At 69.7% G+C, this 14247-nt stretch carries 12 protein-coding genes and 2 pseudogenes; 9 read left to right on the top strand and 5 right to left on the bottom strand.

The genetic code is table 11. The features are described 5' to 3' along the window. Positions 1-681 precede the first annotated feature (681 nt). Both ACWC09_RS38170 and ACWC09_RS38165 read left to right on the top strand, forming a co-directional pair. Positions 682-1125: a GNAT family N-acetyltransferase gene (locus ACWC09_RS38170; RefSeq protein ID WP_450855631.1), complete on the top strand. Its 444-nt coding sequence runs from the start codon at positions 682-684 to the stop codon at positions 1123-1125. A 118-nt stretch (positions 1126-1243) separates the two neighbouring features. Further along, positions 1244-1837, top strand: coding sequence for a histidine phosphatase family protein (locus tag ACWC09_RS38165; RefSeq protein ID WP_450855630.1), 594 nt, complete (start codon positions 1244-1246; stop codon positions 1835-1837). Here ACWC09_RS38165 and ACWC09_RS38160 read toward each other — a convergent pair. Further along, positions 1819-2262 (bottom strand): DUF6314 family protein, encoded by a 444-nt coding sequence (locus ACWC09_RS38160; RefSeq protein ID WP_450855629.1) that lies wholly within the window; start codon positions 2260-2262, stop codon positions 1819-1821. The two genes, ACWC09_RS38165 and ACWC09_RS38160, sit on opposite strands and share 19 nt — an antisense overlap. A gap of 2 nt (positions 2263-2264) precedes the next feature. After that, entirely contained in the window at positions 2265-2519 is a 255-nt protein-coding gene (locus ACWC09_RS38155) for a hypothetical protein (RefSeq protein WP_450855628.1), read from the bottom strand. A gap of 137 nt (positions 2520-2656) precedes the next feature. On the opposite strand from ACWC09_RS38155, the gene ACWC09_RS38150 reads away from it, so the two are divergent. After that, on the top strand, positions 2657-5143 hold the full coding sequence (locus ACWC09_RS38150; protein ID WP_450855627.1) for an alpha-L-arabinofuranosidase C-terminal domain-containing protein: 2487 nt from the start codon (positions 2657-2659) through the stop codon (positions 5141-5143). Here ACWC09_RS38150 and ACWC09_RS38145 read toward each other — a convergent pair. Next, a pseudogene (locus tag ACWC09_RS38145) lies at positions 5130-5234 on the bottom strand (carboxymuconolactone decarboxylase family protein); the annotation flags it as partial. The gene ACWC09_RS38150 and the pseudogene ACWC09_RS38145 overlap by 14 nt on opposite strands. A 245-nt stretch (positions 5235-5479) precedes the next feature. Between ACWC09_RS38145 and ACWC09_RS38140 the strand changes: the two are divergent. The 4 genes from ACWC09_RS38140 to ACWC09_RS38125 all read left to right on the top strand — a co-directional run bounded on the left by ACWC09_RS38140 (position 5480) and on the right by ACWC09_RS38125 (position 10225). Beyond that, positions 5480-8092, top strand: a complete 2613-nt coding sequence (locus ACWC09_RS38140) for a YfhO family protein (protein WP_450855626.1) — start codon at positions 5480-5482, stop codon at positions 8090-8092. A gap of 21 nt (positions 8093-8113) precedes the next feature. Further along, positions 8114-9064: a glycosyltransferase family 2 protein gene (locus ACWC09_RS38135; protein ID WP_450855625.1), complete on the top strand. Its 951-nt coding sequence runs from the start codon at positions 8114-8116 to the stop codon at positions 9062-9064. A 29-nt stretch (positions 9065-9093) separates the two neighbouring features. Continuing rightward, entirely contained in the window at positions 9094-9489 is a 396-nt protein-coding gene (locus ACWC09_RS38130) for a GtrA family protein (protein WP_450855624.1), read from the top strand. 298 nt (positions 9490-9787) lie between these two features. After that, on the top strand, positions 9788-10225 hold the full coding sequence (locus ACWC09_RS38125; RefSeq protein ID WP_450855623.1) for a glutaredoxin domain-containing protein: 438 nt from the start codon (positions 9788-9790) through the stop codon (positions 10223-10225). Positions 10226-10317: 92 nt separating this feature from the next. On the opposite strand, the gene ACWC09_RS38120 is transcribed toward ACWC09_RS38125, so the two are convergent. Further along, positions 10318-11058 (bottom strand): VOC family protein, encoded by a 741-nt coding sequence (locus ACWC09_RS38120; protein ID WP_450855622.1) that lies wholly within the window; start codon positions 11056-11058, stop codon positions 10318-10320. A gap of 37 nt (positions 11059-11095) precedes the next feature. After that, positions 11096-11884 (bottom strand): annotated as a pseudogene (locus ACWC09_RS38115) (PucR family transcriptional regulator ligand-binding domain-containing protein); the annotation flags it as partial. Positions 11885-12074: 190 nt separating this feature from the next. On the opposite strand from ACWC09_RS38115, the gene ACWC09_RS38110 reads away from it, so the two are divergent. Both ACWC09_RS38110 and ACWC09_RS38105 read left to right on the top strand, forming a co-directional pair. Then, complete coding sequence (locus ACWC09_RS38110) at positions 12075-12959, top strand: LysR family transcriptional regulator (protein ID WP_450855621.1); 885 nt, start codon at positions 12075-12077, stop codon at positions 12957-12959. Between the two features lie 112 nt (positions 12960-13071). Then, on the top strand, positions 13072-14130 hold the full coding sequence (locus ACWC09_RS38105) for a tartrate dehydrogenase (RefSeq protein ID WP_450855620.1): 1059 nt from the start codon (positions 13072-13074) through the stop codon (positions 14128-14130). The last annotated feature ends 117 nt before the right edge of the window (positions 14131-14247 follow it).

Here is a 14247-nt window from a genome sequence, read left to right as displayed (position 1 = left end):
CGGACAGGGCGGCGCCCCGGCGCTCCTCCCAGTGGCCGAAGACGGCCCGGGAACCCGTTCTCCCCGGCTGTCACCGGCCAGTCGCCGACGGTCGTGACCCCGACGGACAGGGCGGCGCCCCGGCGCTCCTCCCAGTGGCCGAAGACGGCCCGGGAACCCGTTCACCCCGGCCGTCACCGGCCAGTCGCCGACCGCCGGGACCCCGACGGACAGGGCGGCGCGCCCGGCGCTCCTCCCAGTGGCCGAAGACGGCCCGGGAACCCGTTCTCCCCGGCTGTCACCGGCCAGTCGCCGACGGCCGTGACCCCGACGGACAGGGCGGCGCCCCCGGCGCTCCTCCCAGTGGCCGAAGACGGCCCGGGAACCCGTTCACCCCGGCTGTCACCGGCCAGTCGCCGACGGCCGTGACCCCGACGGACAGGGCGGCGCCCCGGCGCTCCTCCCAGTGGCCGAAGACGGCCCGGGAACCCGTTCACCCCGGCCGTCAGCGGCCAGTCGCCGACGGCCGTGACCCCGACGGACAGGGCGGCGCCCCCGGCGCTCCTCCCAGCGGCCGAAGACCGACTCGAACAGGCCCGCCGCGCCGGTCACCCGCCTTCCGGATGACGCCCGCCACTGACCACGCCCCCACCCACCGAAAATCACTCGACGCCCCAGCACTCGACCTGCCAGCCTCCCGCCATGACCGACACCAGTGCCGCGAGCCTTCCCGACGGCTATGAGCTCTCCACCGACCCCGAGCGCCTCGACGTCGAGCGTGTGCACCGGTGGCTGTCCACCGACGCGTACTGGGCGATCGGGCGGTCACGGGAGAAGCAGGAGCGGGCGATGGCCGGGTCGGTCAACTTCGGGGTGTATGAGGTGGCTTCGGGGGATCAGGTGGCGTATGCGCGGGTCGTCACCGACCGGGCCAGCTTCGCCTGGCTCTGTGACGTGTACGTCGATCCGTCCGTGCGGGGCAAGGGCGTCGGTACGGCGCTGGTCACGGCCGTGCGCGAGCACCTGCGGCCGTACGGGATGCGCCGCGTCATGCTCGCCACCCGGGATGCGCACGGCGTGTACGAGAAGGTCGGCTTCAAGGCGCTGGCGCAGCCCGACATCTGGATGGTGCTCGCGTTCGAGTGAGGCGGTTCGGGCGGCTTGTCCGGCAAGGTCCTGACCCCGAAGTGAGTTTCCGGCAACCCTCGGTGACTCGTGGGTGACGCCCCTTGACCTGCCCACCTTCACGACTCACCATCGCCGCATGCAACTCAGGGTCACTTTCCTCGCCGCCGCGCGCAGCTCCCCGCTGCTCGCCGAGCGCTTCGAGGACGACCGTCCGCTGGACCAGGCCGGCTGGGACGAGGTGCAGCACGTCGTCCACGAGCTGATCCCGCTCGCGGCGGCCGAGCTGCGCTACTGCTCGCCCACGCCGCGCAGCCGTGCCACGGGCGATGCCCTCGGTTACGCACCGCTGGTGCAACTCGCCCTGCGCGACTGCGACATGGGTCGCTGGCGCGGGCTGACGCTGGGGGAGGCGATGGCCCGCGAACCGGAGGCCGTGGACGCCTGGCTCGCCGACCCGCGCGCCACCCCGCACGGCGGCGAGTCCCTGCTGGCCTTCATCACCCGTGTCGGCGAGTGGCTCGACACCCGGCCCGTGGAGGACGGGGGCCGGATCGTGGCGGTGGCCGAGCCGTCCGTCATCCGTGCGGCCCTGGTGTATGCCCTGAAGGCGCCGCCCTCGACCTACTGGAACATCGACGTACGTCCGCTTTCGACGACCACCGTCACCGGCCACGCCGGCCGCTGGAACCTCCGCTTCGACGGCTCCTCGACTCAGCGTACGCGCGCGTAGTCGGTCGTCAGCACCAGGTCCTTGGCGGGCCCGCGCACCCGCCACACCGTCCGCCAGTGGTCGCCGTCCCGGACGGTGAACTCGCCGCGGTAGAGGTCGGCCGAGCACGGGTGGTCGGCGATGTGGTGCCCGGAGGTCAGATCCAGGTCGTGGAAGGGGCGGCCGTCGGCGAAGCGCACATCGGCCGTGCCCGGTGAACTCCCCGGCAGGAAGCGCAGGGTGCGCTCGGCGGGGCGCGGCACGTTCTGCCAGGTGAAGGTGCCGGACTCGTGGTGCAGGAGCCCACCGGCCGCCAGGGGGCGGAACTCGGTGACGCCCTCGAAACGTCCCTCGTCGCCGCTCGCGAGGTCCCGCACGGCGCGCTCCACGCGCCAGCACCCGGCAAGATGCGCCAGCACATCGCCCACGGGCCACAACTCGCCCATGCTCACGCCTTCTTCCACGGCCTCCGGCGCCATCGGTCCGGCGACTCGAGGGGATTCCTCCGGTCGGCCTGCGCCCGGATCTCGTAGTGCGACGCGTGGCTGGTGGCGCGGAAGGCCTCCTCGTACGCCGCAAGTGCCGCGCCCAGTCCGCCGCCCGCCGAACCGCGACGGCGGATCAGCCGCGCGCACCAGGTGAACAACCCCATGACCAGGGCCAGGCAGCCGAGTACGACGACGTACGGCAGCAGCGCATCCATGCCCTCGACCTTACGTCCTCCCCGTCGGCCCCATTGACGTGCTCATTTCGCTTCCCTATCTTGCCGTTCGAAGTGCTGACCGCTGTCTGATATTTCGAACACCGCACTGCAATAATTCCCAGAGCCGCGGAGTATCCATGTCACGCACCACCCGCAACAGGCTGAGACTCGGCCTCGGAGCAAGCGCTTTCCTGCTTGCCGCAGGGCTCGTCCCGGCGCCCGCCCACGCCGAGGACGTCACCGACTACTCGATCACCGTCGACCCCACCGCCCAGGGCGCGAAGATCGACCGCACGATGTACGGCGTCTTCTTCGAGGACATCAACCGCGCCGCCGACGGCGGGCTCTACGCCGAGCTGGTGCAGAACCGATCCTTCGAGTACTCCACCGACGACAACAAGTCGTACACGCCGCTGACGGCCTGGACGGTCTCCGGCAGCGCCCAGGTCGTGAACGACGAGGGCCGGCTGAACGCCCGTAACCGCGACTACCTCTCCCTGGGCGCCGGTTCGTCGGTCACCAACTCCGGCTACAACACCGGCATCCGCGTCGAGGACGGCAAGAAGTACGACTTCTCGGTCTGGGCCCGGGCGGAGGGCGGTACGGCCCTCACCGTCAGCCTGCAGGACTCCGGCGGCGGCCTGGCCACCGCACGCCAGGTCGCCGTGACGAAGAACGGCTGGGCGCAGTACAGGGCCACCCTCACCGCCACCCGCACCAGTTCCAACGGCCGTCTCACCGTGGGCACTTCGGCCGCCGCCGCGCTCGACATGGTGTCCCTCTTCCCGCGCGACACCTACAAGCACGAGCCCAACGGCCTGCGCAAGGACCTCGCCGAGAAGATCGCCGCCCTGCACCCGGGCTTCGTACGCTTCCCCGGCGGCTGCCTGGTCAACACCGGTTCCATGGAGGACTACAGCGAGGCCTCCGGCTACCAGCGCAAGCGCTCGTACCAGTGGAAGGACACCATCGGCCCGGTCGAGACGCGCGCCACGAACTCCAACTTCTGGGGCTACAACCAGAGTTACGGCCTCGGCTACTACGAGTACTTCCGCCTCGCCGAGGACATCGGCGCCATGCCGCTGCCGGTGGTCCCGGCCCTGGTGACCGGCTGTGGCCAGAACAAGGCCGTCGACGACGACGCGCTGCTGAAGCGGCACATCCAGGACACCCTCGATCTCATCGAGTTCGCCAACGGCCCGGTGACGAGCGAGTGGGGCAGGAAGCGCGCCGGGATGGGCCACCCGAAGCCCTTCCACCTCACCCACATCGAGGTCGGCAACGAGGAGAACCTGCCCACCGAGTTCTTCGCCCGCTTCACGCGGTTCCGGGCGGCCATCCAGGCGAAGTACCCGTCCGTGCAGGTGATCTCCAACTCCGGCCCGGACGACTCCGGTACGACCTTCGACACGGCCTGGCAGCTCAACAAGGACGCCAGGGTCGACATGGTGGACGAGCACTACTACAACAGCCCGCAGTGGTTCCTGCAGAACAACGACCGCTACGACTCCTACGACCGCAGCGGGCCGAAGGTGTTCGTGGGCGAGTACGCCTCCGGGGGCAACACCTTCAAGAACGGTCTCGCCGAGGCGGCGTACATGACGGGCCTGGAGCGCAACGCCGACGTCGTCAAACTCGCCTCCTACGCACCGCTGTTCGCCAACGAGGACTACGTCCAGTGGCGCCCGGACCTGGTGTGGTTCAACAACCACGCCTCCTGGGGCTCGGCCAACTACGAGGTCCAGAAGCTGTTCATGAACAACGTCGGCGACCGGGTCGTCCCCTCGACGGCCACCGGCACGCCCTCGCTGCTCGCCCCGATCAGCGGCGCCGTCGGCCTGTCGACGTGGGACACCAGTGCCGCGTACGACGACGTGAAGGTGACGGACGCCGACGGGAAGACGCTGCTGAGCGACGACTTCTCCGGTGACGCCTCCCAGTGGACCCATACGGGGACCGGCAGTTGGAGCATCCAGGACGGGCAGTACGTCCAGACGTCCGAGACCGGCGAGAACACCATGGTCTCCGCCGGTGACCCCTCCTGGCACGACTACGACCTGCAGGTGAAGGCCACCAAGAAGTCCGGCAAGGAGGGCTTCCTCGTCGCCTTCGGAGTCAAGGACACCGGCAACTACTACTGGTGGAACCTGGGCGGCTGGGGCAACACCCAGTCCGCCGTCGAACAGGCCGTGGACGGCGGCAAGTCGACGCTGATCGCCAAGGCCGGGTCGGTCGAGACGGGCCGTGCCTACGACGTCGACATCAAGGTGAGGGGCCGTAAGGTCACCCTGTACCTCGACGGTCAGGAGTGGGGCAGCTTCACCGACGACAAGCCCGCCGAGCCGTTCCGCCAGGTCGTCACCCAGGACAAGAAGACCGGTGACCTGATCGTCAAGGTCGTCAACGCCCAGGCGTCGGCGGCCCGTACGGCGATCGACCTGGGTGGCGCGAAGGTCGCCTCCAAGGCCCGGGTGACCCAGCTCTCCGCCGCGGCCGACGCCGTGAACTCCGAGACGAGCACGGCCGTCGCGCCGGTGACGTCGACCTTCACGGGCGTCGCCGACACGTTCTCGTACACCTTCCCGGCGAACTCGATCACGTTCCTGAGGATCAGACAGAAGTAGCCGGGGCCGGGTCCGTGGGCTGCTGTCCGAGCGGCAGCAGCCCACGCTCGGCGAAGACCTTCTTCGCGCCGAAGGTGGCGTTGAGCGCCCTCGTACGCGGCACGCAAAGGGTGTTGAGTTCACCATCAAATTACGCGCCGGGTGATTTCTGTTTCCCGGGAGTTCACCAACGTTCCGAAATAGAGCATGGATGTTATTCGGAACAGGCATTACCACTTCCTGCGGGCGGCGCAACCGATGGGAAACTCGATCCGTCTAACCCCGCGAATCGATAACCCGCGGGGAGTAGCAAGAAATGAATGGGAACGCACCGTCACGTCCGGACAGGAACAGGACGTGAAAAAGCCGAACTCCCCGACCCGGCCGAGGCCGGCCGCCGCGCTGCTCGCGGCCGCCGTCACGGCCGTCGTGTTCTGCGCCGCCGACGTGCTGGCCCGCAGCTACCCCTTCGGTCCCCGCACCCGTGACGTCAACGACCTGGGCAACCAGTACGTGCCCTTCCACGCCCACCTCTGGGACCTGTTGCACGGCAGGGCCGACGGCGGTCTGTTCGTCAACTGGCAGTCCGGGTACGGCTCCAGCTTCCTGCCCGACCTGGGCACGTATGTCAGCAGCCCGTTCGCCCTGCTCGTCGGGGTGTTCCCACGGCATGAGATCGACCTCGCCGTGTATGTGATCACCCTGCTGAAGACGGCGACCGCGGGGGCCGCCATGGCCTGGCTGCTGCTGAGTCTGCGGCGCGGGCGCTGGTGGGCGGCGGGGCTGCTCGGGGCCTCGTACGCGCTGTGCGGGTGGAGCGTCGCGGACGCCGCGTACAACCCGATGTGGCTGGACGGGCTCGTCGCGCTGCCGCTGCTGTGCCTGGTCGGCGAGTGGACGATCCGGCGACGGCGCCCGCTGCTCGGTGTGCTCGTCGTGGCCCTCGTCTGGATCGCCAACTTCTACACCGCGTACATGGCCACCCTCGCCGCCGGTCTCGTGCTCCTGCTCCGCCTCTGGCTCACGGACCTCCCGACCGGGCAACGGCTCAGGTCGGCGGGCCGTGCCGCGGTCACCGTCGCCCTGGGTATCGGTCTGGCCGCCCCGCTGGTGACCGTCGTGTACTTCGGCACCAAGCACGCCTACCCGGGCAGGGTCGTGCGGTTCAGCCCGGTGTCGAGCCAGGACCTGCTCGCCCGCCTGCTCCCGACGACGTACAGCTTCGGCAGCCCGGCCCTCTACGCCGGCACAGCCGCGCTGGTGCTCGCCCTCGCCCTGCCCTTCCACCGAGCGGTCCCGCGCCGCGTGCGCACCGGCTGGACCGTACTGGTCGTCGCCGTCACCCTCTCCCTCCAGTGGGCCCCGACCCACCTCCTCTGGCACGCCTTCGCCACCCCCCAGGGCAGCCCGTACCGCCAGGCCTTCGTCCTGTGCGCGCTGCTGGTGATCGCCGCCTGGCACACGCTCGCGTACGGCGTCCCGGACCGGCGTGCGCTCGGGGCGGCCGGAGCGTTGCTCGCCGTCATCGCCCTGGTGGCCGGCCGGAGTTCGCTGCTGAAGCCCGTGGGGTGGCCGGTGGTGGTGCTTGCCGTGACCGGCGCGATGGGTGGGCTGGCGCTGCTGCGGATCGCCGAGAGCGGGCGGGGGGCGAAGGGCGGCCGGACCTTGGTCGCGGAACCCGCCCACCGCCGTACCGTTCTCGCCTGGCTCGCCGTGGCCCTCCTCTTCGGCGGCCAGTTCGGCGAGGCCGTCACCACCTCCGCCCTCGCCACCCGGGTCCGCTACGGGCGCATGGACGATTACGCCCCCTGGGGAGCCCGGCAGGAACGGCAGGCGGAGGCGATCGCGCGGGTCGACGGGTGGCCCCGCTACCGCACCGACCCGGGCCGCGAGCAGACCGTCGGCAACGACCCCCTCATGGTCGGCGGCCAGGGCGCCCAGTACTACAGCAGCCTCACCTCCGACGTCCTCAGCCGCACCCTCACCGCCCTCGGCGGCGGCTGGACCTCGCGGGGCCGCAGTGTGCAGAGCCTCGACAACCCCGTCACCGACGCGATCTTCTCGGTGGGAGCACGGGTGCACTCGCCGATCGACCCGCACCAGACATATCTCCCGCAGATCGGCGACCGGTTGAGCGTCTCCCGGCAGGATGTGCCGCCCCTGGTGACCACGCGGACCGCAGCCGACCGGACGGCCTTCGGATCGTCGCCGTACCGCAACCAGGAACTGCTGCTCGGCAGCCGCGTCTACACCGTGCCCCGGATCAACGTGTACGACGACAACGGCAGTCCGCTCCGGGAGAAGGACTGGATCGGCTCCGGGGCAGCCCTCACCAAGCCGTCGATCACGGCCGACTGCCCGGCCGGCAGCCAGGTCTACCTCTGGGCGCCGCGCTACTCCGGCATCGCCCGCCTCGCGGACCACGCCGTGCTCTTCCGCTCCACGTACCCGCGCAACCGCGCCGCCATGGCATCGCTCGGCACGGCCCCGGCCTCCGGCCGACTGCGCATCCGACTGACCCCCGACCGCACCGGCCGCATCCCGCGGGGCGCCGTCGGCTGTCTGGACACCGCCCGACTCCACACCGCCGTAGAACACCTCAAGGCCACCGGCGCGACACGCGTGTCCGTCTCCGGGGCCACTCTCCACGCTCAACTCCCCGCCGGAAGCAAGGGAGTTGCCATCGTCGCGGCTCCCCGTATCGCCGGCTGGCGCTGTGCCGCCGGGGACGCCGACGCCGTACCGGCGAAGAGCTACCACGGTCTGATCGCCGTACCCCTCGACGACACGTCGACCAGTCTGACCTGCACCTTCCATCCGCCCGGGCTGCGCCTCGGCCTGACCGTCGGGGCCGGCTCGCTGCTGACCCTGGCCCTGCTCGGCGTCCTCGTCGCCGTCCGCCGACGGCGGGTGACGGAGCCGCCGCTCACCACCACTCGACCGCTCGAACGCGTGACCGGCGCACTCTGACCGTCTCCAGGGGGAGTTCCCGTGCTGATATCGATCGTCGCACCCTGCTACAACGAGGAAGCCGTCCTCGAACGCTTCCACGACCAGGTCCAGAACGTCGCGGACGAACTGCTGCCGCTCGGCCACGACATGGAGTTCGTTTACGTCGACGACGGCAGCTCCGACCGTACGCTGCTGGTCCTGCAACGGCTGGCCGACCGCGACTCACGGGTCCGGTACGTTTCCTTCAGTCGCAACTTCGGGAAGGAGGCTGCCCTGTTGGCCGGTCTGCGGCACGCCTCCGGTGACTGCGTGGTCGTCATGGACGCCGACCTCCAGCACCCGCCCGAGCTGATCAAACGCATGGTGGAGCTGAGCGGCCAGGGCTACGACCAGGTCATCGCCCGCCGCACCCGCACCGGTGACAAGCTCACCCGCACCCTCACCGCCCGCCTCTACTACCGGCTCGTCAACCGCCTCGTCGACGTCGAACTCATCGACGGCGTGGGCGACTTCAGGCTGCTCTCGCGCCGGGTCGTGGACGCGGTCGTGGACCTCACCGAGTACAACCGCTTCTCCAAAGGGCTGTTCGCCTGGGTCGGCTTCCCCAGTACGACCTTCGAGTACGAGAACGCGGCGCGCGAGGCCGGCCGCAGCTCCTGGAGCCTGCGCAGCCTGCTCAACTACGGCCTGGACGGGCTCCTTTCCTTCAACAACCGCCCCCTGCGCGCCGCCCTCCACCTCGGCATGGTCCTGCTGACCATCGCCGGGCTGTACACGGCGTGGATCGTCGGCGCCGCACTCGTCAACGGCGTACAGACACCCGGTTACGTCACGATCATCACCGCCGTCACCGGACTCGCCGGCGTGCAGATGGTCATGCTCGGCGTGATCGGGGAGTACACCGGCCGGATCTACTACGAGGTCAAGGGACGCCCGCACTTCCTGGTGAAGGCGTCGAACGTGGACCGAGCGAAGGACCTCATTCCCTGATGCCCGGTTCCCTGAGGTCCCGTTCCCGGATGTCCCGGCAGGTGCTCACGTTCGCCGTGATCGGTGTCCTGAACACGGGCACGTATTACTGCCTCTACCTGTTGTTCCTCACCTGTATGCCGTATCTCGTGGCGCATGTCGTCGCGACCGCGCTCAGTATGGTCGGTTCCTTTTTCCTCAATGCGCGGTTCACCTATCGGACACCGCCCACCTGGCGGAAATTCCTGCTGTTTCCCCTGTCCAACGCCACCAATTTCGTGGTCACGACCGTCGGCCTGTACGTCATCGTCGACATCCTGCACGCGGGCAGCCGTTTCGCCCCGCTGCTGGCCTCCCTCTGGGCGATTCCGGCGACCTTCGTCGTCTCCCGCTGGGTGATGCTTCCCAAGGGCACTCCGTACAATTTGGACCCGAACGACGTCTGAGGTCCGATGGCCGAGAAGCCGGCGAGGGCCAAGCTCGGCGACATCCCCGTCCGCCGTCAGCAGATGACCGCCGTCGCCGACATCATGGAGAAGTGCGGCACATGCATGTTCCCGTTGTTCACGGCGTCGTACACGGCGTCGTACATGGCGTCGTGCCCGCGCCGGTGCTCAGCCACCGGTGGCAGGTGCACCGGCGCTCTCACCGGCCCGTCTCGAACGCTTCCCCCGGAACATGATCAGGCAGCAAACTCGCCTTCACGGCCTTCGTCGTGGTCACTCATCGATAGCCTGCGTCACCATGATGCGCGCTTGGATCCTGCCGATACTGCTCGTGCTCTGCGGCTCAGCCGTCGCGACCGGGCTGGTCTTCAAGGGGAACCCCGGCACAGCCGCAGCGGTCCTGCCGGCGTTCCTGGCGCTCGCCGGCGTGAACTCGCCCCTGATCTTCCCGAGATCGATCGGTGCGCGGGAGGCACAGCGCCGCAGCGCGGTCGACGGCCGGCCGGTCGTCTTCTGGCGGCCGGGCTGCACGTACTGCATGCGACTGCGCATCCGGCTGGGCCGCACCGCCCGCCAGTTGCACTGGGTCAACATCTGGCGCGACCCGGCAGGAGCCGCAGCGGTGAGGGCGGCCAACGACGGCAACGAGACGGTGCCGACCGTCATCGTCGCGGGCCGGCCGCACACCAATCCCGATCCCGAATGGGTCCGCGAACAGCTCTCCCGTTCCGCGTGATCAGAAACCGCGCCCTGCCCGGAGAGAGCGCCCGCAGACCCAAGCGGACAGAGGTGAAGAGACAAGCCGAGACCGTGAGGGGGCGCTCCGCGTCAGGACGGGGCGAGGACGCAGAGCTCGTGGCCCTCCGGGTCGGCCAGGCATGTCCACGGGACGTCGCCCTGGCCGAGGTCGAGGTCGGTGGCGCCGAGGGCCCGCAGCCGGGCCACCTCCGCCGCCTTGTCGTCACCGGGATACGGCAGCAGGTCGAGATGGACGCGGTCCGGCACGGTCTTCCCGCCGGCCGTGCGGAGGAACTCGAGATACGGGCCGACACCCTTGGCGGAGCGCAAGGACGCGTGATCGTCGGTCACCTCGTGCAGGGTCCAGTCCATCGCCTCACCCCAGAACCGGGCCATGGCCCGCGGGTCCGCGCAGTCGACCACCACCGCGGCGATCGGCCCGGTGTCCCGGTAGATCTCCCGGGGCTCCAGCACACAGAACTCGTTGCCCTCCGGGTCGGCGAGGACCGTCCACGGCACATCGCCCTGGCCCACGTCGACGGGCGTCGCACCGAGCGCCTCCAGGCGCGCGACCAGTTCCACCTGATGGGCCGCGGAGGTGGTGGCGAGATCGAGGTGCACACGGTTCTTCGTCGTGGTCTTGGGTTCCGGGACGGGAACGACGTCGATGCCGACGCCGACCGGCTCCGGCCAGACGAGGCCGCCGCCGGGTCCGACGTAGGTGGTCACGCCGGGGCTGTGAGCACTCCAGCCGAGCGCCTCCGCCCAGAACCGGCCGACCGCCGAGGCATCGAGAGCCTTGATGTTCACCTGAACAGGTCGCAGTGCCATGCCGGCGATCCTATGTGGATCGCGTCCCATGAAGTGTCAGCAGAGTGATGTCCTCCGGCCCGAACGCTGCTCCTGAGCTGCGCGCCCGGAGCATGAGCACTCGGCCCCAGCGCTCGCCCTGGTACTCGACCGGGGCGGTGAGCCAGCCTTCCGGGCCGCGTGTGGTGGTGGCGTCGCCGGGGCCGGTCGCCCTGGAGCGTTGTTCCCAGTCGGCGAGTTCCTCCTCCACGGTGAGCCCGGACGGTTCGCAGATCAGAGCCTGGTGCACCAGGTTCTCCAGCACCACCGTGCTTCCGCTCATGTCCGCAGCCGCACGCACCACGTCCTCCGGGCCGGCGCCGCGCAGGGTCAGGGCGGTGAACGCCTCGTGGATGCGTTGAGCGCGGCGCATCGCCTCCATCTGGTTGCCGAGCAGCAGGGAGTGCACGACCTGCGTGACCTCCAGGAAGTTGACGTCCTTGGCCAGAGTGACGAGGGGGAGGCCCCGCCGCCGGCAGGCGTCGACGAGGGTGTCCGGCGGGCGGTGGTAGCGGCGTACGAGTTCGATGACCAGGGCAGCGGCCCCGATGTCGGCGAGTTCGTCGACGTACCGGCGCACGCCGGCCGCGTCCTGCGGCAGGGGCATTCCGGTGGTCAGGACGAGCTCGCCACCCTTGAGGAACGAAGCGGGGTCGGTCAGCTCGGTGATGTGCACCCACCGGACCGGACGGTCCAGATGCGGCGCGCCGGTGACGACCGTCGGTTGTCCGGCAGCCAGAACAGGAAGGGCCAGGACATCGGCGACGGTGAGTGGACGGGTGTGAGCACAATGGGTGTGGTGCGACAGGTCTTGATCGACCGTGTGGCGATGGCGCCGGGTTCCTGCCTCGGCCGACAGCAACTGAGTGCCTCCGTCGGCTGTGACCGACGTTCGGTGACGCATCGGTGGTCCGTGCTTCGTCGGGGCGGTCCCTCGGACCACCATGGTCGGGACCGACGAGTCGTCGGCTTGTTTCTTGCAGGGACAGAGGGCGTGTATGGACGTTCGGCAGCTGGAGTACTTCCTGGCAATTGTCGACCGCGGTGGGTTCAACCGTGCGGCCTCGGCCCTGTACGTGTCGCAGCCGTCGCTGTCGCAGGCGGTGCGGGCACTGGAGCGTGATCTCGGTTCCGAGCTCTTCCATCGCATCGGACGCAGGGCGGTGCTGACGGAGGCCGGAAGGGCCCTGATCGAGCCGGCCCGGGAGGCCGTGCGGAGTCTGCAGACGGCGCGGGCGAGCGTCGCGGCGGTGCACGAGCTACGTGAGGGCCGCCTGGACGTGGCATCCGTGCCGTCGCAGGCGGTGGAACCTCTGACGAGTCTGGTGAGTACCTTCAGCCACCGCTACCCCGGCGTCTCCGTGGCCATCAAAGCGGCGTTCACCGCACGTGATGTGATCGACATGGTGCGCACGGGTGCCGTGGAACTGGGGCTCCTGGCGTCCACAGGGCCGTTCTCCGACAAGGAGGTCGTCGCCTACGCGCTCGAGCGGCAGCGCTTCGTGCTGATGGTGCCGGCCGAGGGCCCGTTCGCCGGTCGGACCACGGTGGAATGCCGCGAGCTTGCCGGACAGCGGCTGATCGTCGGACAGCCGGGTACCGGGATGCGCGCCTACGTCGACGCGCTGCGGGAACAGGGCATTGAGTTCACCATCGCCGCCGAGACGGAGCACCGGGTGTCGCTCATGCCGCTGGTATTGGCCGGGGTAGGGCTCGCGGTGATCATGGATTCCTGGCGGGACCTCGCTCGGCGGCTGGGCGCCCGCATCCTGGACATCGAGCCGGAGACCAGCTTGGACGTCGCTCTCGTCAGCCGTCGCGGCAGCCTGTCACCGGCAGCCGCCGCGTTCGTCACGGCCGCCACCTCGGCCACCAGCGGCTGACAGGCGCCACCGGCGGCCGACAGGCACCGCTGAAGCTGATAAGCGCCGCCTATAAGGGATATCCGCTTTGCGTCTTGGACGCCCCACGGCCTGCCTTGCTGCAATCGACGGCATGACGACAAACCACCGCATTGCCCTGATCCCCGGCGACGGCATAGGCGCCGAGGTACTGCCCCCAGCACAGCAGGTGCTCGACGTTCTCGGCCGCCGCCACGGCTTCAGCCTGTCCTACACGTCGTACGACTGGTCGTGCGAGCGGTACCTGCGGGAGGGCGCCATGATGCCCGCCGACGGGCTCGACCAGCTGCGCGACAAGGACGCCATTGTGCTGGGCGCCGTGGGATACCCGGGAGTGCCCGACCACGTTTCGCTGTGGGGACTGCTGATCCCGATTCGGCGCAGCTTCCGCCAGTACGTCAACCTCCGGCCCATCCGTGTCTTCGAAGGCATCGAGAGTCCCGTGCGCGGCGCACGTCCGGGCGAGGTCGACATCGTCGTCGTCCGGGAGAACGCCGAGGGCGAGTACAGCGAGATCGGCGGACGGCTGAACCAGGGCACGTCCGAGGAACTGGCCATCCAGGAAGCGGTGTTCACCCGCGCCGGGGTCACCCGGATCGCCGACTACGCCTTCTCGCTCGCCGCCCGCCGCCGAGGAAGGCTCACCTCCGCCACCAAGTCCAACGGCATCATCCACACCATGCCGTTCTGGGACGGGCTGATCGCCGAACGGGCCGCCGGGCACCCCGACGTCACCTGGGACCAGGAACACATCGACGCGCTGGCGGCCAAGTTCGTCCTCGACCCCGCCCGCTTCGACGTCGTCGTCGCCTCCAACCTCTTCGGCGACATCCTGAGCGACCTCGCGGCCGCGGTCGCCGGATCCATCGGCATCGCCCCGTCGGCCAACCTCAACCCCGAGCGGGACTTTCCCTCGATGTTCGAGCCGGTGCACGGTTCCGCGCCCGACATCGCGGGCCAGGGCATCGCTAACCCGGTGGGCGCGATCTGGTCCGCGGCCATGATGCTCGACCACCTCGGCCATGGAGCCGCGGCCAAGGACATCACGGATGCGATCGCGGCGATTCTGGCCAAGAGCGATACCCGCACCCGTGACCTGGGCGGCACCGCGACCACCGCCGAGTTCACCGACAAGCTGATCGAGCTCCTCTGAGCCGTCCCTTCCGCGGTGCGCGGCGGGGACCGCGCCACCCGCCGCTCGCCGGGCCACTCCGGCGCGCTGCGCCTCTTTCCGATCCGCGCCCTACCGGCACCCGTGGCAGGGGTCGTT

It is taken from the genome of Streptomyces sp. NPDC001617 (assembly GCF_053596855.1).
Note: the sequence above shows the minus strand (reverse complement) of the source record. Positions and strands in the feature narration are given on the sequence as shown.